26 protein-coding genes are annotated in these 24,282 nt (G+C 70.5%); 9 read left to right on the top strand and 17 right to left on the bottom strand.

The window, feature by feature from the left end:
* The first annotated feature begins 48 nt into the window (after nucleotides 1–48).
* The 4 genes from ACFSJG_RS05055 to ACFSJG_RS05040 all read left to right on the top strand — a co-directional run bounded on the left by ACFSJG_RS05055 (nucleotide 49) and on the right by ACFSJG_RS05040 (nucleotide 3,922).
* Nucleotides 49–1,071: a lytic transglycosylase domain-containing protein gene (locus tag ACFSJG_RS05055; protein WP_378484104.1), complete on the top strand. Its 1,023-nt coding sequence runs from the start codon at nucleotides 49–51 to the stop codon at nucleotides 1,069–1,071.
* Between the two features lie 232 nt (nucleotides 1,072–1,303).
* A complete protein-coding gene (locus ACFSJG_RS05050; RefSeq protein ID WP_378484103.1) occupies nucleotides 1,304–2,149 on the top strand; it encodes a lytic transglycosylase domain-containing protein in 846 nt (281 codons plus the stop codon).
* A gap of 25 nt (nucleotides 2,150–2,174) precedes the next feature.
* Nucleotides 2,175–3,311: an Mrp/NBP35 family ATP-binding protein gene (locus ACFSJG_RS05045; RefSeq protein WP_378484102.1), complete on the top strand. Its 1,137-nt coding sequence runs from the start codon at nucleotides 2,175–2,177 to the stop codon at nucleotides 3,309–3,311.
* Between the two features lie 167 nt (nucleotides 3,312–3,478).
* A complete protein-coding gene (locus ACFSJG_RS05040; RefSeq protein WP_378484101.1) occupies nucleotides 3,479–3,922 on the top strand; it encodes a hypothetical protein in 444 nt (147 codons plus the stop codon).
* A 64-nt stretch (nucleotides 3,923–3,986) separates the two neighbouring features.
* On the opposite strand, the gene tatB is transcribed toward ACFSJG_RS05040, so the two are convergent.
* The 4 genes from tatB to sigE form a co-directional block, all read right to left on the bottom strand.
* Nucleotides 3,987–4,385: a Sec-independent protein translocase protein TatB gene (gene tatB, locus ACFSJG_RS05035; RefSeq protein WP_378484100.1), complete on the bottom strand. Its 399-nt coding sequence runs from the start codon at nucleotides 4,383–4,385 to the stop codon at nucleotides 3,987–3,989.
* Nucleotides 4,386–4,488: 103 nt separating this feature from the next.
* Nucleotides 4,489–6,024, bottom strand: coding sequence for a S1C family serine protease (locus ACFSJG_RS05030; RefSeq protein ID WP_378484099.1), 1,536 nt, complete (start codon nucleotides 6,022–6,024; stop codon nucleotides 4,489–4,491).
* Nucleotides 6,025–6,087: 63 nt separating this feature from the next.
* Complete coding sequence (locus tag ACFSJG_RS05025) at nucleotides 6,088–6,444, bottom strand: anti-sigma factor (RefSeq protein ID WP_378484263.1); 357 nt, start codon at nucleotides 6,442–6,444, stop codon at nucleotides 6,088–6,090.
* Between the two features lie 17 nt (nucleotides 6,445–6,461).
* Complete coding sequence (gene sigE, locus ACFSJG_RS05020; RefSeq protein ID WP_378484098.1) at nucleotides 6,462–7,097, bottom strand: RNA polymerase sigma factor SigE; 636 nt, start codon at nucleotides 7,095–7,097, stop codon at nucleotides 6,462–6,464.
* 312 nt (nucleotides 7,098–7,409) lie between these two features.
* Between sigE and ACFSJG_RS05015 the strand changes: the two genes are divergently transcribed.
* Together ACFSJG_RS05015 and mreB are read left to right on the top strand one after the other, a co-directional pair.
* Complete coding sequence (locus tag ACFSJG_RS05015; protein WP_378484262.1) at nucleotides 7,410–8,027, top strand: O-methyltransferase; 618 nt, start codon at nucleotides 7,410–7,412, stop codon at nucleotides 8,025–8,027.
* A 254-nt stretch (nucleotides 8,028–8,281) separates the two neighbouring features.
* Complete coding sequence (gene mreB, locus ACFSJG_RS05010; protein WP_378484097.1) at nucleotides 8,282–9,268, top strand: rod shape-determining protein; 987 nt, start codon at nucleotides 8,282–8,284, stop codon at nucleotides 9,266–9,268.
* A gap of 58 nt (nucleotides 9,269–9,326) precedes the next feature.
* Here the strand turns inward: mreB and ACFSJG_RS05005 are convergent, their stop codons facing one another.
* The 3 genes from ACFSJG_RS05005 to glgC form a co-directional block, all read right to left on the bottom strand.
* Entirely contained in the window at nucleotides 9,327–12,158 is a 2,832-nt protein-coding gene (locus ACFSJG_RS05005) for an FtsW/RodA/SpoVE family cell cycle protein (protein ID WP_378484096.1), read from the bottom strand.
* Nucleotides 12,145–13,002, bottom strand: coding sequence for a hypothetical protein (locus ACFSJG_RS05000; protein WP_378484095.1), 858 nt, complete (start codon nucleotides 13,000–13,002; stop codon nucleotides 12,145–12,147). Before ACFSJG_RS05000 ends, ACFSJG_RS05005 begins: the two co-directional genes overlap by 14 nt.
* A 213-nt stretch (nucleotides 13,003–13,215) precedes the next feature.
* Nucleotides 13,216–14,430, bottom strand: a complete 1,215-nt coding sequence (gene glgC / locus ACFSJG_RS04995) for a glucose-1-phosphate adenylyltransferase (protein ID WP_378484094.1) — start codon at nucleotides 14,428–14,430, stop codon at nucleotides 13,216–13,218.
* Between the two features lie 107 nt (nucleotides 14,431–14,537).
* Here glgC and glgA point away from each other — a divergent pair, with 107 nt between their 5' ends.
* Complete coding sequence (gene glgA / locus ACFSJG_RS04990) at nucleotides 14,538–15,716, top strand: glycogen synthase (protein ID WP_378484261.1); 1,179 nt, start codon at nucleotides 14,538–14,540, stop codon at nucleotides 15,714–15,716.
* Here glgA and ACFSJG_RS04985 read toward each other — a convergent pair.
* The 9 genes from ACFSJG_RS04985 to dapE form a co-directional block, all read right to left on the bottom strand.
* Nucleotides 15,680–16,534, bottom strand: a complete 855-nt coding sequence (locus ACFSJG_RS04985; RefSeq protein WP_378484260.1) for a putative RNA methyltransferase — start codon at nucleotides 16,532–16,534, stop codon at nucleotides 15,680–15,682. The two genes, glgA and ACFSJG_RS04985, sit on opposite strands and share 37 nt — an antisense overlap.
* 163 nt (nucleotides 16,535–16,697) lie before the next feature.
* A complete protein-coding gene (locus tag ACFSJG_RS04980; RefSeq protein WP_006554284.1) occupies nucleotides 16,698–16,865 on the bottom strand; it encodes a DUF3117 domain-containing protein in 168 nt (55 codons plus the stop codon).
* Nucleotides 16,866–17,001: 136 nt separating this feature from the next.
* Entirely contained in the window at nucleotides 17,002–17,568 is a 567-nt protein-coding gene (locus tag ACFSJG_RS04975) for a DNA-3-methyladenine glycosylase I (RefSeq protein WP_378484093.1), read from the bottom strand.
* On the bottom strand, nucleotides 17,565–17,936 hold the full coding sequence (locus tag ACFSJG_RS04970) for a DivIVA domain-containing protein (RefSeq protein WP_378484092.1): 372 nt from the start codon (nucleotides 17,934–17,936) through the stop codon (nucleotides 17,565–17,567). Before ACFSJG_RS04970 ends, ACFSJG_RS04975 begins: the two co-directional genes overlap by 4 nt.
* 36 nt (nucleotides 17,937–17,972) lie before the next feature.
* Complete coding sequence (locus ACFSJG_RS04965; protein ID WP_378484091.1) at nucleotides 17,973–18,917, bottom strand: glucosyl-3-phosphoglycerate synthase; 945 nt, start codon at nucleotides 18,915–18,917, stop codon at nucleotides 17,973–17,975.
* Nucleotides 18,914–19,828: a dihydropteroate synthase gene (gene folP / locus ACFSJG_RS04960; RefSeq protein ID WP_378484090.1), complete on the bottom strand. Its 915-nt coding sequence runs from the start codon at nucleotides 19,826–19,828 to the stop codon at nucleotides 18,914–18,916. The genes ACFSJG_RS04965 and folP overlap by 4 nt, the downstream gene beginning before the upstream one ends.
* The gene (locus ACFSJG_RS04955; protein ID WP_378484089.1) at nucleotides 19,825–20,385 is read right to left on the bottom strand and encodes an LOG family protein; all 561 of its coding nucleotides are present in this window, start codon (nucleotides 20,383–20,385) and stop codon (nucleotides 19,825–19,827) included. Before ACFSJG_RS04955 ends, folP begins: the two co-directional genes overlap by 4 nt.
* A complete protein-coding gene (locus ACFSJG_RS04950; protein ID WP_378484088.1) occupies nucleotides 20,379–21,203 on the bottom strand; it encodes an LOG family protein in 825 nt (274 codons plus the stop codon). Before ACFSJG_RS04950 ends, ACFSJG_RS04955 begins: the two co-directional genes overlap by 7 nt.
* Nucleotides 21,204–21,245: 42 nt before the next feature.
* Nucleotides 21,246–22,331: a succinyl-diaminopimelate desuccinylase gene (gene dapE, locus ACFSJG_RS04945; protein ID WP_378484259.1), complete on the bottom strand. Its 1,086-nt coding sequence runs from the start codon at nucleotides 22,329–22,331 to the stop codon at nucleotides 21,246–21,248.
* 88 nt (nucleotides 22,332–22,419) lie between these two features.
* Between dapE and ACFSJG_RS04940 the strand changes: the two genes are divergently transcribed.
* Both ACFSJG_RS04940 and ACFSJG_RS04935 read left to right on the top strand, forming a co-directional pair.
* A complete protein-coding gene (locus tag ACFSJG_RS04940; RefSeq protein ID WP_378484087.1) occupies nucleotides 22,420–22,719 on the top strand; it encodes a hypothetical protein in 300 nt (99 codons plus the stop codon).
* Between the two features lie 56 nt (nucleotides 22,720–22,775).
* Nucleotides 22,776–23,300, top strand: coding sequence for a carboxymuconolactone decarboxylase family protein (locus ACFSJG_RS04935; protein WP_378484086.1), 525 nt, complete (start codon nucleotides 22,776–22,778; stop codon nucleotides 23,298–23,300).
* Nucleotides 23,301–23,319: 19 nt separating this feature from the next.
* On the opposite strand, the gene ACFSJG_RS04930 is transcribed toward ACFSJG_RS04935, so the two are convergent.
* A complete protein-coding gene (locus tag ACFSJG_RS04930; RefSeq protein ID WP_378484085.1) occupies nucleotides 23,320–24,264 on the bottom strand; it encodes an SMP-30/gluconolactonase/LRE family protein in 945 nt (314 codons plus the stop codon).
* Nucleotides 24,265–24,282 lie beyond the last annotated feature (18 nt).

Raw genomic sequence — 24,282 nt, 5'->3', positions numbered from 1 at the left:
ACACAACGGGTGGGGGTGTCCGGCTCGGCGAGTACGTGGGGACTGCGAATGCGAGTGAGGAGCCTGGCCGGCCTGGCCGCGGCGGCACTCGCCTGCGGCGTGACCGTAGGCCTGTCGGTGGGTGGAACGCCGGGAACCACGGTCGTCCCGATGGCGGTCACCACCGTCGCGTCCGACGGCCCCGCGGGCGTCGTCGAGGTACTCGAACCCGCACCGCGGCTGACCCGGGCCCCGCACGCGTACACCCCGCCGGCACCGGTGTCGTTCGAACTACCGCCCGCGATCGCGGAACGGCTCGCGTCGCCCCTGGCGACCGGCGCGCTGACACCGATTCCCGTGACCATCGGATCGCTCGGCATTCCGGAGTTGGTGCTCGGCGCCTACCGTGCGGCCGAGGCGACGCTGGCGGCGGAACAGCCCGGCTGCGGCGTGACCTGGCACCTCCTCGCCGGTATCGGCCGGATCGAGTCGGGCCACGCCGGTGGCGGGCGCACCGACGCCGCCGGCACGACGGTGACCCCGATCCTCGGTCCGCGTCTCGACGGCTCACTGGCGGGCAACAACGTCATCCGCGACACCGACGGCGGCGCCGTCGACGGCGACACGACGCACGATCGGGCGGTCGGTCCGATGCAGTTCATTCCCGGGACCTGGGCGCGCTACGCCGCGGACGGCAACGACGACGGCCGCGCCGACCCCAACAACGTCTTCGACGCGTCGCTCGCCGCGGCCAGGTACCTGTGCTCCGGCGGTCTCGACCTGCGCGACCCGGGCCAGGAGCAGCGTGCGGTGCTGCGCTACAACAACTCGATGGCGTACGCCGCGAACGTGATCGGCTGGTCGTCCGCCTACGCGGCAGGCGGCACCCCGGAGCCCGGCGAGATCCGCGAGGTGCCGGTCGAACCCGGTCTGCCCGCGGAACCGACACCGACGCCCGCGCCCGCCCCGAGCGATCCGGACGCCCTCCGCAACGCCGCCGCTCCGGGTGCGCCGCAGCCACTGATTCCGGGTCTCCCCGCCCTGCCCACACTCCCTCCCCTGCCGTGCCTGGCGTTCTGCCCGCCGGCGTGACGTGGTGACGCGGGCGATCGTCTCGCCGGCGTCGTAACCGTTCCGTCATCTGACTCGCCCATGTCGCAATAAATTTGAGACCTAGTCTTTTACTCGTTCCACCTGGCTTTCCGCTGCGAAATCGGGCCACGGAAGGTCACAGGTCCATAACGGGAATGTTGCGAATCAGGTAGCGTCGCCTCCGTTCACCAACGACCGTCCCCGCCCTCACGGGGACCGCAGGAGGTACGACGTGGGTCGCCACAGCAAGCCGACGGAGTCGAAGGCAAAACGGAACTCGGTCATCGCACTCGCCGGGCTCGTCCCGGGTGGCCTCGTGGCCGTGTCCAACGTCGGAGGGGTCGGTGCCGCGCTCCCGTTCCTGACCACGGCGAAAGCGTCGCCGCTCACCGACGCGGTCGCCGAGCCCGCGGCCGACCCGGAGCACGACGTCGCGGCGGTCGTGCCGGAAGCAGCGGCCGTCACACCGGCGTTCGCCGTCAGCGCCCCCGCACCGGAACCCGCCCCCGCGCCCCTGCCGGAGGGCCCGCTCGGAATGCCCGCCATCAACTTCGACGCCTACCGCTCGGCGGAACGCGTCCTCGCCGAACGAGACCCGGCGTGCGGCATCACCTGGATGCAGATCGCCGGTATCGGCCGGGTCGAGTCGAGCCACGCGAACGGCGGCCAGGCCGACGCGACGGGCAACCTACTGGAGCCGATCATCGGCCTGCCCCTCGACGGCAGCCTCCCCGGCCAGGCCGTCATCATGGACACCGACGGCGGCGCCCTCGACGGCGATGCGGTCTACGACCGGGCCGTCGGCCCCACCCAGTTCATCCCCACAACGTGGGCCCAGTTCGGGATCGACGGCAATGGCGACGGCGTCGCCGACCCCCAGAACCTCTACGACGCGGCCGCGTCCACGGGCAACTACCTGTGCGACGGCGGCACCGACATGCGCGACATCGTCTCCGCGACGAAGGCCATCCTGCGTTACAACAACTCGATGGCCTATGTCGCGAACGTCACCGCGTGGTCGCTGGCGTACTCGACAGGTGTCAATCCCAGCTCGGCCGACCTGCCGCGAATCCACTGACGACCCGGCACCTACCATGGGTGTCATGCCAGCAGTGACCGAGTCCGACGTTCGCGGTGCCCTCGCCAAGGTGCTCGACCCGGAGATCCGCAAGCCCATCACCGACCTGGGCATGGTCAAGAGCGTCACCCTCGACGACGACGGCGGCGTGGACATCGTCGTCTACCTGACCACCGCGGCGTGCCCGATGCGCACCGAGATCACCGAACGGGTGACCAAGGCCGTCGCCGACGTCGCCGGAATCGGTGCGATCCGCGTCGAGCTCGACGTGATGAACGACGAGCAGCGCACCGAACTGCGCAAGTCGCTGCGCGGCGACTCCACCGAACCGGTCATCCCGTTCGCCCAGCCCGGCTCGCTGACCCGCGTCTACGCGGTCGCGTCCGGCAAGGGCGGCGTCGGCAAGTCGTCCGTCACCGTCAACCTCGCCGCGGCGATGGCCGCGAAGGGCCTGTCCGTCGGCGTCCTCGACGCCGACATCTACGGCCACTCCATCCCCCGGATGCTCGGGACCGATGCGAAGCCGACGCAGGTCGAGCGCATGATCGTGCCGCCGATCGCGCACGAGGTGAAGATGATCTCGATCGCGCAGTTCACCCAGGGCAACACCCCTGTCGTGTGGCGCGGCCCGATGCTGCACCGCGCGCTCCAGCAGTTCCTGGCCGACGTGTTCTGGGGCGATCTCGACGTGCTCCTCCTGGACCTGCCGCCCGGCACCGGCGACGTCGCGATCTCCGTCGCGCAGCTGATCCCCGGCGCCGAGATCCTCGTGGTGACGACCCCGCAGCAGGCGGCCGCCGAGGTCGCCGAACGCGCCGGCTCGATCGCGCTGCAGACTCGCCAGCGGATCGTCGGCGTCGTCGAGAACATGTCGTGGATGGAACTGCCGGACGGCACCCGCATGGACGTCTTCGGTTCCGGCGGCGGGCAGACGGTCGCCGACCGGCTCACCCGCGCGGTGGGCGCGAAGGTTCCGCTGCTCGGCCAGATACCGCTGGAGCAGGCAGTACGCGAGGGCGGCGACGCCGGCGTCCCGATCGTGCTCGCGCAGCCGGACTCCGCTGCGGGCAGCGCGCTGCGCGACATCGCCGACAAGCTGTCGGTACGGGCCCGCGGCCTGGCGGGCATGTCGCTGGGCATCGACACCACCCGGCATCTGTAGAGCCGGCAGCCGGGCCGGCGGGTAAACCTGTTACGCCGCGACACTGACACTTTCCCGATTTGGCCCCTGAGAATCGTTCGGATTGCTAGCTTGTGGTGCGAACCATCACCTGATGGTCTCCATTCGGGGTGCCGCGGCGATCTCGGCACCCGGCGACAAGGATCGGGATGACGACACTGCTCGTGCGCACTGCTCTCACCGCGGCTGTGGCCGCACCCCTGCTCCTACTCTGCATCGGTACCGCCTCGGCCGCATCGATCACCTCGACCGCCGACGTGATCGAGAACGACGTGACCGCCTCGGTCGAGGGCGTCCCGCTCGGCACCCTGTGCGGGGCGACCCTCGTCGACCAGACCACCGGAACCGTCGTGGAGGACGTGCCCGCCACCTCTCCCGGCGACGACGGCTGGCAGGGCTACTCGTGGGGCGGCGTGCCCGACGGCACCTATCAGGTACGGCACGTGTGCACGGTCGACGACGACGTCGTCTACACCGTCACGTACACCGACCTCGTCGCCCCGGCCGAGATCCGGCCGATGTTCGGCTCGGTCGACACCGGCAGTGGCTGGGTGGGTGAGCCGGGCCTGATCGAGCAGCTGTTCGGGTCCTGACCGACGAATGCAGCGAGCCCCGTCCCGGTCTCCGGGGCGGGGCTCGCTGTACTGTCGCGCCTGCTCAGGTGGCGTCGATGTCGATCGGCGGCTTGTCGCCGTCACCGAGCGGCGTGGTCGTCGGCTTCGGTGTCGGCGCGGACCCGTTGGCGCCGGACGACTTCTTGTCGTCGAAGTTCCCGGTGAAGATCGAGTCGTCGCCGTCGAGGAGATGCTTGGTGATCGCCGCCCGAGGCGTCATGCCGCGCAGCTGGTTGAGCTCGGACAGCGGCTTGCGCAGGTCGTCGAACTCGGGACCGAGTTCGTCCTTGAGCTGCTGAGTCGCGCCACCGGCGTACTCACGCACCTGACGGAGCGACTTGCTGATCCACGAGACGGCGCCGGGAAGGCGCTCGGGTCCGAGGATCACGAGCGCGGCGACGAGCAGGATCATGAACTCGCCCCAGCCGATGTTGCCAAACACGTGACCAGACTACGTGCCGCCCGGCCACCGCGTCCCCCCGAACCCCGGATTTCACCGGATCCTCACAGCTGATGTCCGGAATCTCCGATTGCGGCGGGGAGCGTCAGTCGGAAACGGGTGTGACCTGGACCTCGACCTCGCGGCCCGACCGGATCAACTTCACCGGGACGGGCCGGCCCGCCTCGGTGCCGTGGACCGCGACGACCAACTCGTCCGCGTTGGTCACGTCCCGATCGCCGACCCGGACGATCACGTCACCCTCGACGATGCCCGCTTGCTCGGCAGGGCTCCCCGACTGGACGTTCGCGACCTGCGCGCCGGTGGTCTGCTCGTTGGTCACCGATCGTGAGTTGACGCCGATCTCCGAGTGGTGCATGACACCGTTCCGGATCAGCTCCTGGGTCACGCGGGTGACGTCGTCGATCCCGATCGCGAAGCCGAGACCCACCGATCCACCGCTCTCGCTGCGGATCGCAGAGTTGATGCCGATGACCCGGCCCTCGGCGTCGACGAGCGGGCCACCCGAGTTGCCCGGGTTGATTGCCGCGTCGGTCTGGACCGCGTCGATCACCGCATCGGTGTCGGTGCCCTCGCCGCCGAGCCGCACCGGCCGGTGCAGCGCACTGACGATGCCACTGGTGACGGTCTTGCTCAGCCCGAGCGGCGATCCGACCGCCACGACGTCGTCACCGACCTGGACGTCCGACGACTTGCCGAGCTGCGCGACGGTCAGGTTCCCGACGTCGACCTTGAGGACGGCGAGGTCCGTCTTGGTGTCGCGACCGACGATCGACGCGGGCGCGCGGGTGCCGTCGGAGAACACGACCCGGATCGTGGCGTTCGCGGGATCGGTCGCCGCCATCGAGATGACGTGGTTGTTGGTGACGATGTATCCAGCTCCGTCGACGACGACACCGGACCCTGTGCCGGCCTGGTCACCGAGCGCGACCTGGATCGACACCACGGACGGCAGCACCGCCTCGGCGACCTTCGCGACCTGCCCGGCTTCACGGTCACCGCCGCCGGACTGGGTGAGCTCGACCTTCTGACTGGTCAGGGCGCCGACGTTCTCGGCGGTCATGCGTCCGACGACGCCGCCGGCGAGCCCGATCACGAGCGCCACCGCGGCGAGGGCCGCAAGTGCACGCGGTGCGACGCGGTCGCCGAGCAGGACGTCGCGCACGCCGAGCTTCTCGGCAGGCGGCAGCGGGGCGGGCGGGGGCGTGTCGACGGCCGCGCCGCCGAGCCGCGCGGCCGCGGTCGGGTCACGCCACGGGTCGGCGGGCGTGTCCCCGGCGTCGCCGCCGTCGCCTGCCTCGTCCGGCCCGCGCTGAAGCGTCTCGGTCTCGCCCTCCGGGCGGCCGTACGCCTCCGCGACGGACGGATCGGGGGGCCGCACGGTGACGGTGGGTTCGGTGGTGGTGCGGGACGGCGCGAACGAGTCGGCGACACCGGCGGGACGACCGAACGCCGCGGCCGCGCCGGGATCGACGGCGGGCCGGTACAGCGGCCGGGGCGCCAGGCGCTGCGGGACACCGTTCTCGGCGGCGTTCGTCTCGGGTGCCGAGTTCGGGGCGGGCTGGTCCGACTTCGGCGACGGCGTGTTCGGACCGTCCGGTTCGTTGGCGTCGTCAGTCACGGCACCCAGTATCACCGACAGGCAGCGCGGCACCGACGAGTGCGGGGCGGCGGGCCTCCCGGATCAGCGGCGACGACGCCACGTCGTCAGCGAATACGAGGACGAGGTGAACCCCGTGCGCCGCCGGGCACGGTCGGTGCGAGCGGCGTCGGCCGGGTCCTCGGCGGGCTGGCAGGTCGGGATCCGGCTGAGAATGCCGAGGAGCGAGACCGGCATGGTGATCTCGCCGGACTGCCGCAGCGCCACGCGCGCGTGCTGCTGGGCGTCGACGGCGGCCGCGCACTCCCCACACACGGACAGGTGCTGGGAGGCGCGGAGGTAGGCATTCATCTGCAGTTCGCCGTCGACGTACGCTGCAACGGCCTCGCTGGCCAGATGTTCCGTAGAACCGAACCGGCGAGGCTCGCGGGCCTGCGTCATCCGCTCCTCCTGCACACTCACGCGACTGTCGTTCCTGCCTCGAGCTCACGCCCGGCCTGCGCGACGGTCAGATGATCGCGCAGCGCCTGGCGTCCGCGGTGGATCCGACTGCGCACGGTTCCGAGCTTGACGCCCAGTGTGGCACCGATCTCCTCGTAGGACAGGCCTTCGACGTCACACAGTACGACTGCGGCACGGAACTCGGGCGCGAGGGAGTCCAACGCAGCCTGGAGGTCTGGGTCGAGCCGGGCGTCGTGGTACACCTGCTCGGGATTCGGGTTCTGCGACGGCACCCGCTCGTAGTCCTCGGGCAGCGCCTCCATCTTGATGCGGTTGCGTCGCCGCACCATGTCGAGGAACAGGTTCGTCGTGATGCGGTGCAGCCATCCCTCGAAGGTGCCCGCCTGGTAGTTGGACAGCGAACGGAACACCCGGATGAACGTGTCCTGGGTCAGGTCCTCGGCGTCCTGTGCGTTGCCGGACAGCCGGTAGGCGAGCCGGTACACGCGGTCGCCGTGCTCACGAACGAGCTCGTCCCATGACGGCATCGCCGACTGGTCTCCGCTGGCGTCGAACGCGGCGGTACCGCTGAGGACGGAATCGGAGTCGATGTCGGCCGGTGTGGTGTCGACGTCGGACGGGGCGTTGACCATCGAGATGGATGAACCTCCTGCTCGGGACGGCTGGAAGCGGTCGCGCGGACCTCGCTCTTGTTCCCTGACAACTCCTGGAGTGTCCGGTTTGTTCCCGACGCGCCGCTTCCTGCTGTCTGCTGATCTCGCTGTCGCTGATCAGGTTGTGTCGACACTGTGCTCGAACGGCGTGTGCGGGACGTGTGAGCAACCTGAGTTGCGCCTGAGAATGTCCGCCGGACAGGTCACACCGGCGGGTCGGGAGTGCGCGCCTCGACACGCCCGGACCGCGACAGCGATAACCTCGTGCTCGTGCACACCAACGGCGACCAGATGCTGGCCCACACCGAGGAGTCCGTCCTGGAGGACGACATCCTCGTTTCCGCACGTGAGCGGGCCGAAGACCTCGGTGCCGATCCCGTGCCCCCGTCCGTCGGGGCACTGCTGAGCCTGTTCGCGCAGATGCTCGGCGCGCGCACCGTCGTCGAGATCGGCACCGGTGCAGGAGTGAGCGGGCTGTGGCTCCTCGACGGAATGCGACCGGACGGCGTGCTCACCACGATCGACCCCGAACCCGAGCATCAGCGCGCCGCGAAGGACGCCTTCCGCTCGGCGTCGATCGGGTCCGGGCGGACGCGCCTCATCAACGGCTGGGGTCTCGACGTCCTGCCCCGGCTCGCGGACAGCTCCTACGACCTGGTGTTCGTCGACACCGTCCCAGCCGACCATCCGCTGTACGTCGAGCAGGGCGTTCGGCTGCTGCGTCCCGGTGGCGTCATCGTCTTCCACAACGCACTCCTCGGCGGCCGGGTGGCCGATCCCGCCGCCCGGGACTCGGTGACTCTCGCGGTGCGGGCCGCGGCGCGAGCCATCGCGGAGGACGACCGCCTGACGAAGGTGCTGCTCCCCGTCGGGGACGGTCTGCTCTGCGCGTCCCGCACCGGGACGTGAGGCGACCGCTCTCGAGGCGTGGAACGACCGGGTGCCGGAGCCGGCGCAGTGCCGACGTGGATCCGGCCGGGTCCTCGTCGTGGTGACCGCCCCCCGCGGTCCGGGCGCCTGCACAGGTCACGGATCGGGGCGAACACGGTTGCAGACCGGTCTCGGTTCCCGATGTGCCCCGCATTGGGAAACGAAACCGCGGTACCCCTCCTACGATTGACACGATTGTCGTCATCTCGCTCGAACACCTCTCGGAGGTCGACGTGGGTGGACTGGGTATCGATATCGGCACGACCAACACCGTGGTCGGCACGCCCGACGACGGCATCGTGCTCAACGAGCCGTCGTTCATGCTGGTTCGCTCGAAGGACCCGAACCGGGCCCTGGCGATCGGCGGCGACGCGCACGATCTGGTCGGACGAACTCCCGAAGGGATCTCGTCGGTGCGGCCGATGCGGGACGGGGTGATCGCGGATCTCGACTCCGCGCGCGCGTTCGTCACCGCCGTGATCAGGCGAGTTGCGCCGCGTGGGCGCTACGGGGTGCGCCCCAGGGGGGTCGTCGCGGTGCCGGTCGGTGCCACCACCCTCGAACGGCGCGCGCTCGTGGAGGTCGCGCACGAGGCAGGCATGCGGAAGGTGGCGCTCGTGCCGGTACCGGTCGCGGGTGCGCTGGGAAGCGGTATGAACCCGCTCGAACCCCGCGCGCACATGGTCGTCGACATCGGTGGTGGCACATCGGAAATCACCGCGTTCTGCTACGGCGGGATCCTCTCGCACCGCAGTTGCCGGCTCGCGGGTGACGAGCTGACGAGCGCGCTCTACCACTACCTGCGTGACGAGCACCGGATCATCGTCGGTGAGCTGACCGCCGAGCGCGCGAAGATCGGCATCCCGGACAACTCCGAGGGGCAGACCATGACGGTCGAGGGGCGCGACGCGGTGTCCGGTCGCGCCCGGATGGTGCAGCTGCGCGCCGAGGAGATCGCGGAAGCCTTGCGGCCCACTGCAACCGGCATCGTGCAGACCCTCTCCGCCTGCCTCGAGGACCTGCCGCCCCAGGCGGTCGGCGACGTGATGTCGGAGGGTGTGCTCGGGATCGGCGGCGGCACCCTGCTGCGCGGGATGTCCCAGATGCTCGAGGAGTCGCTCGGCATCGGCGTCAAGTTGGCCGAGCGACCCGTCACCTGCGTGGCGGAGGGCACCGCAGCGTGCCTGAACCATCCCGAGGTCGTCGCGGCCTACAGCTGAATCACACCGTCCGACACACACCGCAGGTGCCCGGCCGGGCCCCTGCGGTGTTGTGCTGTCAGCGTCCCCGGTGCGCCAGGTAGTACTCGAACACCTTCTTCACCACGGGACCCGATGTCGCCGAACCGAATCCACCGCCGCGAACGAGCGCGGTCACCACGATCTCCGGTGCCTCGAACGGCGCGACCGCCGAGAACCAGGCGTTGAGGCCGGCGTTGGGGCCCTTGCCCGGCGCGGACGGATCCTCCGCGGTCCCGGTCTTGGCGCCGGCCGTGATCGGCAGCGTGGCGAGCTGTCCCGCGGTGCCTGCCGCCGCGGACGCCCGCATGCCGGCGCGGACCGGACCGAGCAGGTCGGCGAAGGACAGGCGGGTCGGCGCCGCCGTCGGCAGTGGGACGCTTCCGTCGGGTCCGTACCCCGCCGCGAGCTGCGGCACGACCATCGCACCGGTCGCGATCCCGGACGTCCAGCGTGCCACCTGCATCGGCGTGGCGATGACGGTGCCCTGACCGATGCCCATCAGCAGAGTCGAACCGGGATACCAGGTTCCACCGATCTCGCCGACGTTCTCCGGGGTGCCGAGGAAGCCCGGCGACTCCGCGGGCAGGTCGATCCCGGACGGGCTGCCGACACCGAGTTCGCGTGCCGTGGTGGCCATTCGCTCGGGACCGAGGCGTTCGCCGAGTTGGTAGAAGTAGACGTTGTCGGACCACTGGATCGCGCCGAGCAGACTGTTCGGACCCATCGGCTGCCAGTTCGCGAACGTGTGCCCGCCGTACGTGTAGGCCGCGCCGCCCGCCAGCTGCTGGTCCGGTGAGATCACGCCGAACTGCGCGTTCGACGACGCGACGACGATCTTGAAGGTCGACCCGGGTGGCGCCGCGGTCTGCACCGCGTGGTTGAGCATCCGGCCGGGCCCGGTCGTGTTGGTCTGCGCAGCCAGCGCGACCACGTCGACCGGCGGCCCGTACACGTTGTTGTCGTAACTCGGGACGCTGGCGAGCGTCAGCACGGCACCCGTCCGCGCGTCCATCACCACCGCGGCACCGACGTCGCCCCCGCTCGTCTTCATCGCCTCCACCAGCGCGTCCGTGGCGGCCTGCTGCATACCGACGTCGAGATTCAGCCGCAGGTCGTGACCGTGCACCGGGTCGACGCGCTCGGCCGTCGCGACCGGGTTCCCGGACGGGTCGACGTAGACGCACTGTTTTCCGTCGGTGCCCCGTAGTACCGCGTCGTACTGCTTCTCCAGGCCGGCCTTGCCGACCCGCGACCCGAGCGGAAGGTTCTGCCAGCGGTCCATGTCGTCGGTGTCCGCGACGCCCACGTATCCCAGGACGGACGCGAGCAGCGATCCCTGCGGGTACTGCCTACGGCCCGTCGGGTACACCAGTACCCAGGGCAGCCGGGCGTCCACGACCGCTCGGGCCTGGTCCGGTCCGATCCGGGCGAGCACCACCTGCAGCCCGTCACCCCGTTCGCGCAGCATCTCGGTCAACCGCTCCGGTGGAACGGCGAGCAGAGCGGCGAGCCGGTCGTGCAGCGTTGCGTCGGTGGTGTCGAACATGCCCGACACGACCGCGACGGTGTACTCGGCGACGTTGTTCGCGACCGGTGTCCCGTTGCGGTCGAGGATGTTTCCGCGTTCGGCGGGCAGCCTGATGCATCGCATCATCTGCACGTCGCTCGCCGCCCGCAGCTCCGGTCCGTGCTCCGTCTGCAACTGCCACGCCGAGACGGACATCGCAACCAGAGCCGCCGTCACCGCGAGCGCTCCCGTCGCCACGCCACGAGGGCGGCGACGGCGTGGCGACTCGGTCGCCCACAGCTGCCTGGTGACTCCATCGCGTCGCACCGCGAGCACCAGGCCGATCGCCACGAACGACACGATCCCGACGGTGCCGCCGTAACTGAAGAGCGGAATCGGCATGCCGGTCTGCGGCAGCACCGACAGGCTCGCCCCGATCGACGCGACTGCCTGCACCCCGAACAACCCACCGATCCCCGCGGCGACCAGCGCTGCCTCGCGGCTCCGGGCGAGCCGCGCGGCGACCGTGGACCGCCACACGATCACGACGACCGCCGCAACCACCACGATGCCCGCGACGAGTCCCCAGCCGTAGACCAGGCTCGCGAACGCGAGGTCGTGCTCCGATTCCGGCAGGTACCCCGATCGCAGGTCGTAGCGGGGCTCCCGGCCCAGACCCCACAGCCCACCGCTGCCGACCGCGATGTCCGCCTGCGCGGAAGCCCACCCCGAGCCCTGCGGGTCGCCGCCGTCGCCGGAGAGGAAGACGTGGATCCGTTCGAGCTGGTACGGCCGCAGGAAGAGCACCGCGAGCGGCACCGACACGATCCCGATCGCGAGCAGCGGAAGCATCGGGCGCAGCGGCACCCGGGCGAGAATCAGCATGAGCGCCACCGTCGCGACCAGAACCACGGCAGTCGACAGGTCGGGCTGGATCGCGACCAACGCGATCGGCACTGCGGCCGCCAGCAGTACCGTCGCGAGTCGTCGCATGCTGTATCCGGCAGCGAGGACGGCGGCCGGCATCAGCACCAGGCCGAGCTTGGTCAGTTCCGACGGCTGCACAGTGAACAATCCGAAGTCGAGCCAGCGTTGTGCGCCCATCGTCGTGACACCGACCAGCGGAACCGCGGCGAGCAACAACACCGACAGCCCCAGGACCGCCCACCCGATCCGGCCGAAGGTGCTGACCCGTACCCGAGCCGTCGCCCACATCGCGACGAGTCCGACCACCGCGAAGGCCGCGTGCCGCACGGCGTACGAGGTCATGCCCGTCGAGACGAGGTTGAGCAGGCCGAGCAGGACCAGGACGAGGGCGGCCGTCACCAGCCACGGGTCGGATATGCGCTTATCGGCCTGCATTGCTGCCCTCGGGCGGGCAGACGGCGTTCTCCGCGGGCACGAGGACGGGCGCCGATGCGGCGGCCGCCGGAGCGGTGGTCACCGCGGCGAGCCCGACCGCACCCGACGGCGGCAGCACGGCGCCGGCGAGCCCGTACGCCTCGCGTGCACCGGGCGGGACCGGGACGGTGACGTCGGCGCCGGGCAGGACCGCGCCCGTACACCTGTCGAAGACGGTGAGATTCCATGTGACCGCAGGGACGTTCGCGGCCGGGTCGAGGTCGACGTCGATCCGCATCGTGCACGGGCCGCCCGGAGCACACGACCCGTTGGCGAAGGAGAGTGCGACGCCGGTGACGGCACCGGCGCTGCCCGGAAGTCCCGTGTTCACGGGTCCGGGAGCGACGGAGCCCGGCGGAGGCGGCTCAGGCGGCGGGGAGACCGGACTGATGCGGTTCTCCTCCGTCGGGTCCGCCGGGCGCAGGACCGCGTCCCATCCGCGGGTCATCTCCGTCCACAGCCTCGGCGCGCCGACGACCGCGGCGACGACGACGAGCACCGACAGGATTCCGATCGCCCACTGCCGCCGGGACAGGCGTTTGCGGCGGCGGTGCCACGGGTTCCCGGCAGGCGGGTACCAGCCCGCCGGCGCCAGCGAACCGTCGGCGTCCGGCGGCGGGGTGCCACCGGCGTCCGACGCTTCGGCGCGAACGCCGTCCGGCGCCGCAGGAGTAAGCGTGTCGGGCACAGGACGGGCGTCGGCCGCTTTCGCCGCACCACCGTCCTCCTGCTCGGCTCGCAGGGGTGACTCCGGTCGGGGGTGGGCGGCCTTGCGAGCCGACCCCCGCAGTACTGCTTCGATCATCGCGCATCCCGAATTCCAGGGCCTGCACGACGGTGCGACCGGCCCGGGAAAACGGCGGCCGGACAGACCCGAGATCAGACCCTAATGCCTTCGAAATCCATTACGCCTCTGAGAATTCCAATTCAACCAGGTTCACCGCTCCCGCGGTATCGTCGTTACTCATCCGAGACACCTCCGACGCCCTGTGCATCACTCGCGTGACCGGCGATCAGGTCAGATCCAGATGCCCTTGCCGACGGTGACCACGCCGCCGTTGCTGACGGCGAAACGTTGTTTGTCGCGGTCGACGTCGACACCGATGATCTCGCCCTCGCCGACGACGACGTTCTTGTCCAGGATCGCCCGCCGCACGACGGCGCCCTTGCCGATCCGCACACCCGGCATCAGGACGCTGCCCTCGACGGTCGCGCCGTCGTCGACCATCACGTTGGAGCTGAGCACCGAGTTGCGGACGGTCGCTGCGGACAGGATGCACCCCGACCCGACGATCGACTCCTGCGCGAGGCCGCCCTGCACGAACTTCGCCGGGGCGAGGTTCTCGGCGGCGCCGCGGATCGGCCAGCGACGGTTGTAGAGGTTGAACACCGGGTGCACCGACACCAGGTCCATGTGCGCCTCGTAGAAGGCGTCGATGGTGCCGACGTCGCGCCAGTAGCCGCGGTCCCGGTCGGTGGCGCCCGGCACGACGTTGTCCGCGAAGTCGTAGACGTGTGCGGCGCCCTCCCGGACCAGCTGCGGAATGATGTCGCCGCCCATGTCGTGATCGGAGTCCGGATTCTCGGAGTCGGCGCGGATCGCGTCGACGAGCACCTTGGTCGTGAACACGTAGTTGCCCATCGACGCGAAGGTGACGTTCGGGTCGTCGGGCGTGCCGGGCGGGTGTGCGGGCTTCTCCAGGAACTGGGTGATCCGGCCCGACTCGTCGGAGTCGATGCAGCCGAACGCGAAGGCCTCGCTGCGCGGCACCCGGATACCGGCGACGGTGACGCCTGCCCCGGACTCGATGTGGTGACGGACCATCTGCTCGGGGTCCATCCGGTACACGTGGTCGGCGCCGAACACGACGATGTACTCGGGATCCTCGTCGTAGACGAGGTTCAGCGACTGCAGGATGGCGTCCGCGCTGCCGGTGTACCAGCGCGGGCCGAGCCGCTGCTGAGCAGGAACCGGGGTGATGTACTCGCCCGCGAACCCCGACAACCGCCACGTCTGCGAGATGTGGCGGTCGAGGGAGTGCGACTTGTACTGCGTGAGAACGCAGATCCGGAGGTAGCCGGCGTTGACGAGGTTGCTCAACACGAAGTCGATGAGCCGGTAGGCCCCACCGAAGGGGACGGCAGGCTTCGCCCGGTCGGCCGTCAGGGGATACAGGCGTTTCCCCTCGCCCCCGGCGAGCACTATTCCAAGCACGTGCGGCTGGCTCCTCACCCTGCCAACCTATCGGCAGCACCCTGCCCCCGCCAGCGCAACCGGGATCACGCCCGGCGGGTGGTGGTGCGGTGGCCGGTTCCCCGCCCGACGGTTACGTTATGCGCGTGCGTGTGGCGATGATGACCAGGGAATACCCGCCGGAGATCTATGGCGGGGCAGGAGTACACGTCACCGAGCTCGTCGCGCAGTTGACCCGCCTGTGCACGGTCGACGTGCACTGCATGGGTGCACCCCGCGAGGGCGCCCAGGTGCACGGCCCCGATCCGGCACTGGCGTCGGCCAATCCGGCGCTCGGGGTGCTGTCCGCGGAGCTGCGGATGGCGGCCGCCGCGTCCGGGGTCGACGTGGTCCACTCGCACACCTGGTACGCCGGACTGGCCGGGCACCTCGCGGGGCAGTTGCACGGGGTACCGCACGTCCTGACGGCACACTCCCTGGAACCCCGCCGGCCCTGGAAGGCCGAGCAGCTGGGCGGCGGCTACCGGGTCTCGTCGTGGTCCGAGAGCAACGCGGTCCGGTACGCCGACGCGATCGTCGCGGTGAGCTCGGGCATGCGGTCCGACCTCCTCGACGCCTACCCGTTCGTCGATCCGGACCGAGTGCACGTGGTGCGCAACGGAATCGACACCGAGGTCTGGTTCCCGGAGGAGGATCCATGGTCGTCCGAGGCGCTGGGCCGGCTCGGCGTGGACCCGGACCGCCCGCTCGCGGTGTTCGTCGGCCGCATCACGCGGCAGAAGGGCCTCGGGCACCTGATCGCCGCCGCCCACCGGTTCGACCCGGACATCCAGCTGGTGCTCTGTGCAGGCGCTCCCGACACCCCCGACATCGGCGTGGAGACGGCGCGCGCCGTCGAGGAACTGCGCGCCGGACGCGGCGGCGTCCACTGGGTACGGGAGATGCTTCCCACGGCATCGGTGCGTCAGATCCTCTCCGCCGCAACAACCTTCGTCTGCCCGTCGGTCTACGAACCACTGGGGATCGTGAACCTCGAGGCGATGGCCTGCGAAACGGCCGTGGTGGCGTCCGACGTCGGAGGCATCCCCGAGGTCGTCGACGACGGCACCACGGGTCGTCTCGTCCACTACAACGAGTACGAGCCGGAGGCATACCAGGACGCCCTCGCCGCCGCGGTGAACGCCGTGTGCGCCGACCGCACCGGCGCCGCCGCGATGGGCCGCGCCGGACGCAAGCGGGCCATCGCGGAGTTCTCGTGGGCGGAGATCGCTCGGCAGACGCTCGGCGTCTACGAGGCCGCGGTCGAGGAGTACCGAGGGCGGTAGCGGCTCACGGTGACGGACGCGGTGACCGTCACCGGTTCGGGGAGTTCGGCGAGCGCGTCGGCGAGCGCCCGCGGTCCCAGGTGCCGCGCCGACGGCCCCATCCCGACCAGGTGCCGGGCCTCCGCGTGCGACAACGCCATCGGGTACTCGACGGCGACGCGGTCGATCCGGTCGAAGTGGCCCGCCAGCGCCGCGCCGAGCCGTTCCGTCTTGTTCTCGTCCACTCGGACCATCGACAGGTGGGAGACCAGCTCCCGCAGGTGCCGGTCCGTCGGCGTGAGCACGACGAGTTCGCCGTCGGACCGCAGCACCCTGTGCAACTCCCCCGCGTTGCGGGGAGCGAAGATCGACAGTGCGTGACTGACCGAGCCGTCCCGCACGGGCAGCTGGGTCCAGACGTCGGCGACGATCGCGGCCGCCCGAGGGTGACTGCGCGCCAGTCGGCGCGCCGCCGGCTTGGAAACGTCGACACCGACGCCGACCGCGTCGGGCAGCGCGTCGAGAACGGTCGCGAGGTAGTGGCCGGTGCCGGCACCGACCTCGAGGACGGCGGGAGCATCGACCCCGGCGGCGACGGAAGCGTCGGCGACAGCGGCACGCAGCCCGTCGAAGTGGCCGGCGTCCAGGAACTCGGCCCGCGCGGCGATCATCTCGGCGCTGTCACCGGTGATCTTCGACGCCCCCGCGAGCAGGCTCACGTATCCCTGGCGGGCGATGTCGAAGCTGTGGCCGCTGCCGCACAGGAGCGCGCCGTCGGCCTCGTCGAGGTGGCCACCGCAGTGCGGGCAGGCGAGCAGGGGCAGCGCATCGGCGAGCACTGTCCGCCTCCCTTCCGGGTTCTCGGGGTCGGCACCGAGCATGGAGTCGGCATCGGGATTGCTTGAGCGACGGCGTGAAGTCACGCTCGGTACGGAATCAGCACCGGGCCCCGCCCGCCGAGACGGCGATGCGGGGCCCAGAATGGTCGATCCCTGCGCGAGGTCAGCTGGTGACGCTCTTGAGCTCGTCGCCGAGCGCGGCGGCTTCCTCCGGGGTCAGCTCGACGACCAGTCGACCTCCGCCCTCGAGCGGAACCCGCATGACGATTCCCCGTCCTTCTTTGGTTGCTTCGAGGGGACCGTCCCCAGTCCGGGGCTTCATGGCCGCCATTCCTGCTCCCTCCAGATCTGTATCGTCGGTCCCGGGCTTTTTGCCGGGTCCGCTCGTCCATTCTTCCCTATCGCCCGGAACGCCGGGCATCGGAGTCGCCATTCGGGGCCTGCGACCGGCCAGGACGCGCTCGCCATCACCTTGTCGGGACCCAACAGTCCACCACATGGTCGTCGACCATGCCCGTGGCCTGCATCAGTGCATACGCCGTGGTGGGGCCGACGAACCGGAAGCCGCGCCGCTTGAGCTCGCGCGCCATCGCCGTCGACTCGTCGGTGACCGCGGGCACCTCCGCGACAGACGCAGGCCGGCTCGGGCGTGGCGGCGGCGCGAACGACCACAGCAGGGAGTCGAGATCCGTGCCGTCGAGGTCGAGGACGGCCCGCGCGTTGGCGATGGACGCCTCGATCTTCGCTCGGTTCCGCACGATGCCCGCGTCCGCGAGCAGTCGCTCGACATCCTCCGCTCCGAACGCGGCGACTGCATCGACGGAGAACCCCGCGAACGCCTCGCGGAACGCGTCCCGCTTGCGCAGCACCGTGATCCAGGACAGCCCCGATTGGAACGCCTCGAGGCAGATCCGCTCGAACAGCTCGTCCCGACCGTGCAGCGGCACACCCCACTCGTGATCGTGGTAGTCGCGGTACAGGGTGGAGCCGGCCGAATCGACGGCCCACGGGCAACGGAAGCGGTCGTCGGTCACGCGGGATCCTTCTCGGTGGCCTCCGCCGGGGCGGGAGTCACGGGCGCCTCGTCGGCAGGCCCGACAGTCGGTGACGCCGGCGCGGCGGCCCTGGCCTCCGCGAGCTGCGCACGCAGCGAGTCGATCTCGACGCCCAGGCGGTCCAGGGCCCAGTCCACCTCGCTCGCCTTGTAACCACGCAACGCCTGCTGGAACCGGAGGTCCTGCACGTCCGCGCCTGTCACGTCCCGTGACGGCAGCGCGGTCACGGTGGTCGCAGGCGGGACCGCTGCCATCTCTTCGCCGCGTCCGAACACGACGGACGCAACCAGGAACAGCGCCCCACCGACGAGGGCCATGACGAGCAGGTACAGCAGGACGGTGACCATGCCTCGATCCTGTCACGGCCCGCCGACACGCATCCCCTACGGACGGGCCGCCGCCCGTGGACGGAGCGTGTTCATCGGCGGCCGGTCGTCGAGGGAGACGTCCGTGGTGACCGGGAGGAAGGTGTCGTCCTCCGCCCGGAACTGCGTCAGTCCCGCACCGGAGTCGTCCACCCCGCAGCGGCGGAGCATGGTGCCGATGATCTGCCTGCTCATCACTCCGAGTTCGACGAGCGGCCGGTTGCGGTGTTTGCGGACACCGAGGTTGACCTGCCCGATCGCGCTGAGCCCGAGTCGGTCGTAGGTGTCGAGCAGCAACCCGATCTCCACTCCGTAGCCGGGCGCGAACGGCACCGCCGACAGCAGTTCACGGGTGCCCGCGTACTCCCCGCCGAGTGGCTGCAGGACCGACGTCAGCTCGGGCCGCAGCGCCGAGAGGAGGGGACGCGCCACGAGTTCGGTGACCCGGCCCCCGCCGTTCGCGTCCTCGGTGCCGCTGACCCGCAGCGGTCGTCGGTAGTAGCCCTTGACCAGGTGGATGCCGTCGACGGTCAGCAACGGACCGAGGAGCTTCGGCACGAACGCCGGGTCCGGGTTGATCAGGTCGGAATCGACGAACGCGATGATGTCACCGCTGCTCGCGGCGATCGAACGCCACAGCACCTCACCCTTGCCCGCAACCGGGGACAGCTCGGGAACCGCCTCCTCGCGACTGACGACGGTGGCACCCGCGGCGCGGGCCCGATCGGCGGTCTCGTCGGTCGAACCGGAGTCGAGGACGATCAGCTCGTCGACCAGCCCACCGAGCAGCGGGTGGATGCTGTCCACCACGGCCGCGACCGTCTTCTCCTCGTTCAGTGCAGGCAGCACCACCGAGACGGTCCGGCCCGCCTTCGCGGCCTCCAGTTCCGCGACGGTCCAGTCCGGGTGGTCCCAGCTGTTCGCCTCCGACCAGGTGCGCTCACCGATCCCCGACGTGCTCATGCCAGCCCCCGAACCGTGCGGACCGGTGCGCGGGTTCCGGTGATCGCGGCGATCATGTCGACGACTCGGCGCGTGGACGCGACCTCGTGCACGCGGAATACGCGGGCGCCGTTCGATGCCGCCCATGCAGTCGCTGCCAATGTGCCCTCCAACCTCTCGGCGAGTTCCACACCCAAAGTCTCCCCGATGAAGTCCTTGTTGCTCAGTGCCATCAGAACTGGCCACCCGGTCTTAACGAGATCGTCCATTCGACGCAACAACTCGAGCCCGTGGAAGGTGTTCTTGCCGAAATCGTGGGTCGGATCGATGAGAATCCCGTCCCGCGGCACACCGAGCGCGAGAGCCCGTTCGGCCGCGGGCACCACTTCGGCGACGACATCGGCGACCACGTCCGCGTACCGGACGCGATGCGGTCGCGTCCGTGGCACCGCTCCCCCGGTGTGCGAGCAGACGTACCCGGCGCCGAACTCCGCGGCGACGGCGACGAGATCCGGGTCGGCGCCCGCCCAGGTGTCGTTGACGAGGTTCCCGCCGACCTCGCACGCGAGCCGAGCGACCTCGGACCGCCACGTGTCCACCGAGATGAGGAGATCCGGATAGCGGCTGCGGATCGCCTCGACGAACGGCACGACCCGCCGGATCTCCTCGGCGGCGTCCACGACGTCGCCCGGCCCGGCCTTCACGCCGCCGATGTCGACGAGGTCGGCGCCCTCGTCGACCGCCCGCGCGACAGCGGACATCGCGGCCTCGTCGGTGAACGTCGCGCCGCGGTCGTAGAAGGAGTCGGGCGTCCGGTTGACGATCGCCATCACCAGCGCCCGATCCGTCGGAACGGGCCGACCGCACAGCGTCGACGAGGGCGTCGGCGCCGGTCGTGGCCCGGACTCGGTCCCGGACGTGATCTCGATCATGGCTTCATAGTGGCATTGCACGCGTCGAGCGCCGCACCGACGTCCGCGGTGACCACGAGGGCGTCCAGCGCACGCTGCTGCACGAATCCGCCGGCGCGCAATCCACCCAGCCATTCCAGCAGCCCGGTGTAGTGGCCGACGGGATCGAGCAGCACCATCGGTTTGTCGTGCATGCCCAGGTAGCCGGCGGTCCACGTCTCGAACAGTTCCTCGAGCGTCCCGATCCCGCCGGGCAGGGCGATGAATGCGTCCGCCCGGTCCTCCATGATCTGTTTCCGCTGCCGCATGGTGTCCGTGACGATCAGCTCGTCGGCGTCCACGTCGGCGACCTCGCGGTGCACCAGCGCCTTCGGGATGACACCCACGGTCCAGGCGCCGTGGCGGCGGGCAGACTCGGCGACGGCCCCCATCATCGACACGTTGCCGCCGCCGGACACCAGGGTCATGCCGCGACGCCCGATCTCCGCGCCGACCTCGGCGGCGAGCGACAGGAACGACGCGTCGACGGGCCCGGAGGCGCAGTAGACGCAGACGGCGACCGGGCGCGGGCTCACCATTCGTCCAGCCCGTCCCGCGCGCGTGCCGCGTCGTCGGCCGCCTGCGCGTGCACCACGATGCGGACCGCCTCGTCGACGCTGTCGGTGACGTGCAGCAAGTCGACGTCGCTCGCCGAGATCTTGCCCTCCTCGACGAGGGTCGTGCGGATCCAGTCGACGAGTCCGCCCCAGAAACGCGACCCGAACAGCACGATCGGGAACCGGGTGATCTTGCCGGTCTGCACCAGCGTGAGCGCCTCGAAGAGCTCGTCCATGGTGCCGAAGCCACCGGGCAGGCAGATGAACGCCTGGGAGTACTTGACGAACATCGTCTTGCGGGCGAAGAAGTAGCGGAAGTTGATGCCGAGATCGACCCACTCGTTGAGGCCCTGTTCGAACGGCAGCTCGATGCCGAGCCCGATCGAGTAGCCGCCGTTCTCGCTGGCGCCGCGGTTGGCGCCCTCCATGACGCCGGGACCGCCTCCGGTGATGACGGCGTAGCCCTCGCTGGCGAGCGCAGCGCCGAGTTCGCGGGCGCTGTCGTACTCGGGCGTCCCCTCGGGTGTGCGCGCCGAACCGAACACGGTGACCGCGCGCGGCACCTCGGCGAGAGCGCCGAAGCCCTCGATGAACTCGCTCTGGATGCGCAGGACCCGCCACGGATCGGTGTGCACCCAGTCGCTGGGGCCGCGCTGATCGAGGAGCCTGCGGTCGGCGTTGGTGGCCTCCGCCTTGCGCTCACGGCGCAGCATGATCGGTCCGCGGTGCTTCACCGAGGACGGGCCGCCACGTTTACCGGAGCCGCTGCGCGGTCCGCCAGGTGTCTTGTCCGGTGCCATGCGGCCAGGCTATCGGCCGCAGTAGGCGAACGCGGGTACGCGTCAGTTGCCGAGGTAGCCGCGCAGCACGGCCGTCACGTCGGTGATCTGCTGCACCGGCACCCGCTCGTCCCGCTTGTGGGCGAGATTCGGGTCGCCGGGACCGTAGTTCACCGCCGGAATGCCGAGCGCCGCGAAACGGGACACGTCGGTCCAGCCGTACTTGGCGCGCACCTGGCCGCCCGCCGCCGCGATCAGTTCCGCCGCCGCGGGCGCGGACAGTCCCGGCAGCGCGCCTGCCGAACTGTCGGTGACCTCGAATCCGAGGCCGAGACCGTCGACGACCTCGCGGACGTGCTCGACGGCCTGCGAGGTGCTGCGGTCGGGCGCGAAGCGGAAGTTCACGTCCACCTCCGCGGCGTCGGGGACGACGTTGCCCGCGACCCCGCCGGAGATCCGGACCGCGGACAGGCCCTCGCGGTAGACGCAGCCGTCGATGTCCACCGACCGCGCCTCGTACTCGGACAGCCGCTGCAGCAGCGGCCCGAACTTGTGGATCGCGTTGTCGCCCAGCCAGGAGCGCGCCGAGTGCGCCCGCGTTCCCGTGGTGGTCAGCCTGACCCGCAGCGTGCCCTGGCAGCCGGCCTCGATGAACCCGCCGGACGGCTCACCCAGAACCGCGACGTCGGCCCGCAACCAGTCAGGCAGGTCCCGCTCGATACGACCGAGGCCGTTGTACTTCGCGGCGATCTCCTCGCAGTCGTAGAAGACCAGCGTCAGGTCGTGCGCAAGTTCCTCGATCGTGGCGGCGAGGTGCAGGAACACCGCGTCCCCCGACTTCATGTCGACGGTCCCGCAGCCGTGCAGGACGTCCCCCTCGGGCGAGTTCACCTCGCGGCGGCTCGGGACGTTGTCGGCGATCGGCACGGTGTCGAGGTGCCCGGCGAGCATCACCCGGCTCGGCAGTCCCAGGCTGGTACGCGCGAGGACTGCGTTGCCGCTGCGGATCACCTCGAAGCCGATCGTCTGCTCCCGCAGCGCCAGCTCCACGGCGTCCGCGATCAGCGCCTCGTCCTGCGACACGCTCGGAATGTCCACGAGCGCGGCGGTCAGGTCGATCGGGTCGGCATGCAGGTCCAGGTATGGCAGCGCGGTCACGGACCCAAGACTATGCGGCTGCGCCACCCGTGCATGTCTGTGGTGGTTCCCGCGCCGAGGAGGCGCCTACGCTGGCTACATGCCCGACGACGCGAAGCGGGCGGCGCAGCGCGCGCTGGTGGACCGGATCCTCACCGGACCCGGGTGTACAGCGGTGGACCTGCGCTCCCGGGCCTTCGCCGGCGCCGGCCTGCAGCCGTCGGTGAAGCCGCTGCTGGACAAGGTGGTCACCGATCCGACGCAGATCACCGACGACGACTTCGCGGCGACCGGACTGGCCGACGATCAACTGTTCGAGCTGGTGGTGTGCGCGGCCGTCGGCCGGTCGACCCGAATGTACGAGTCGGCGCTCGCGGCGCTCGACGAGGCGGACACCTGATGCGACCCGATGTCCTGAACCACGGATACGACGCGAGAACGAGGGCGATTTTCGCGATGATTCGGCTGTTCTCGCGGCATCCGGTACCCGACGCCGCGCGCATCGTGTTCCACCGACCTGACTTCTACGGCAGGCGAGCCAAGGAGTTCACCCACGAGGCGATGCGTGGTGAGTCCGACTGGTCGATCGCCGACCGGGAACTGATGGCGGCGTACGTGTCGACGGTGAACCGGTCCCCGTTCTGCATCGCCGCACACACCGCGACAGCGATGCGGGCGGACGGGGACCGAGCACGGGTCCGCGGCGTCCTCGCCGATCTCGAGACGGCACCCGTGGACGACGGACTCCGGGCGACGCTCCGCATGCTCGGCACGCTGACCCGGACCGGGACCGTCACCGCCGACGACATGCGCGCGGTCCTGGCCGCGGGCGTCTCGCACCGGAAGATCGAGGACGCGCTCGCGGTGTGCACCGCGTTCGACGTCACAAATCGGCTCGCGGACGCATTCGACTTCGAGCTGCTGGCCCCCGAGGATTTCGCCGCGGGCGCGAAGTACCTGCTGAAGCGGGGTTACAAGTAGGGACCGGAACCCGTCGCTCTCACACCTCGAAGACGGCGCCGTCGAAGCCCACCCGGAACAGTCGGCCCGCGGAGAATCCGGTCGGGCCGGCACCGTAGGCGACGGCGCTCGACAGCAGCGGTCCGTTCGCCACTGCGCACACCGCATTCGGTCCGTCGACCCGGAGAAACTGTCCCGTCCCCGCCGCCGGGACCAATGGTCGGCCCCGGCCGTCGAGGGTCAGCCCGTCCGGGATCGCGAGCACGTCAACTCCGCCGAACGTGACGAGCGACTCGGGAGCCGACGGGTTCGACACGGGGATGCGGCTCACGCCGGGATCCACGAAACTCCGGGAGACGTACAGGTAGCGGCCGTCCGCGTCCACCGCCGCTCCGTTGGCGCTGGGCAGCGTCGCCCAGTCCGCCTGCACCGTGCCGTCCGGCGACACCCGACCGATCAGCGAACCGAGGTCGTTCGTCGCGTACACGGTTCCGTCGGGGCCGACCGCGAGTCCGTTCGCCGCGCTCAGGCCGGTGGCGAAGGGCACGACCGCCCCGGTCGCGACGTTCACCTTCACGATCCCGGCCGCACGCATCGCGTCACCGGTGGCCGCGGTCTGCGCTCCGTAGCCGACCAGCAGGTCGCCGTCCGGCGCCCACGCCAGTCCCCCGGCTCCCCCGCCGGGCACCGTCGCGACGACCGACGCAGGCGACCCCGGGCCGTCGAATCGCAGGATCCGGCCGCTCAGCAGGTCGGTCGCGTAGAGGCGACCCGACCGGTCGACCGTGACCGCCTCGAGTGCCGCACCGGGAGCCTGCGCGACGAGGACAGGGGACGCACCGGAGGCGGAGCACAGCGGTGCCGCCGACGAGGACGGTGCCGTGATCACGGCACCCACCACGGCGGTCGCCGCCACGATCGACCCTGCGGTCGCCCGTAGCCCTCGACCGGCCTTGGTCCCGCATCCCGCCGCAATCCTGCGCATGTCCGCACCTTTCCCGCA

Origin of the sequence: Rhodococcus gannanensis, from assembly GCF_042681175.1 — a bacterium.
Lineage (GTDB): Bacteria > Actinomycetota > Actinomycetes > Mycobacteriales > Mycobacteriaceae > Rhodococcus_G > Rhodococcus_G gannanensis.
This window is presented reverse-complemented; position numbering and strand designations above follow the sequence as displayed.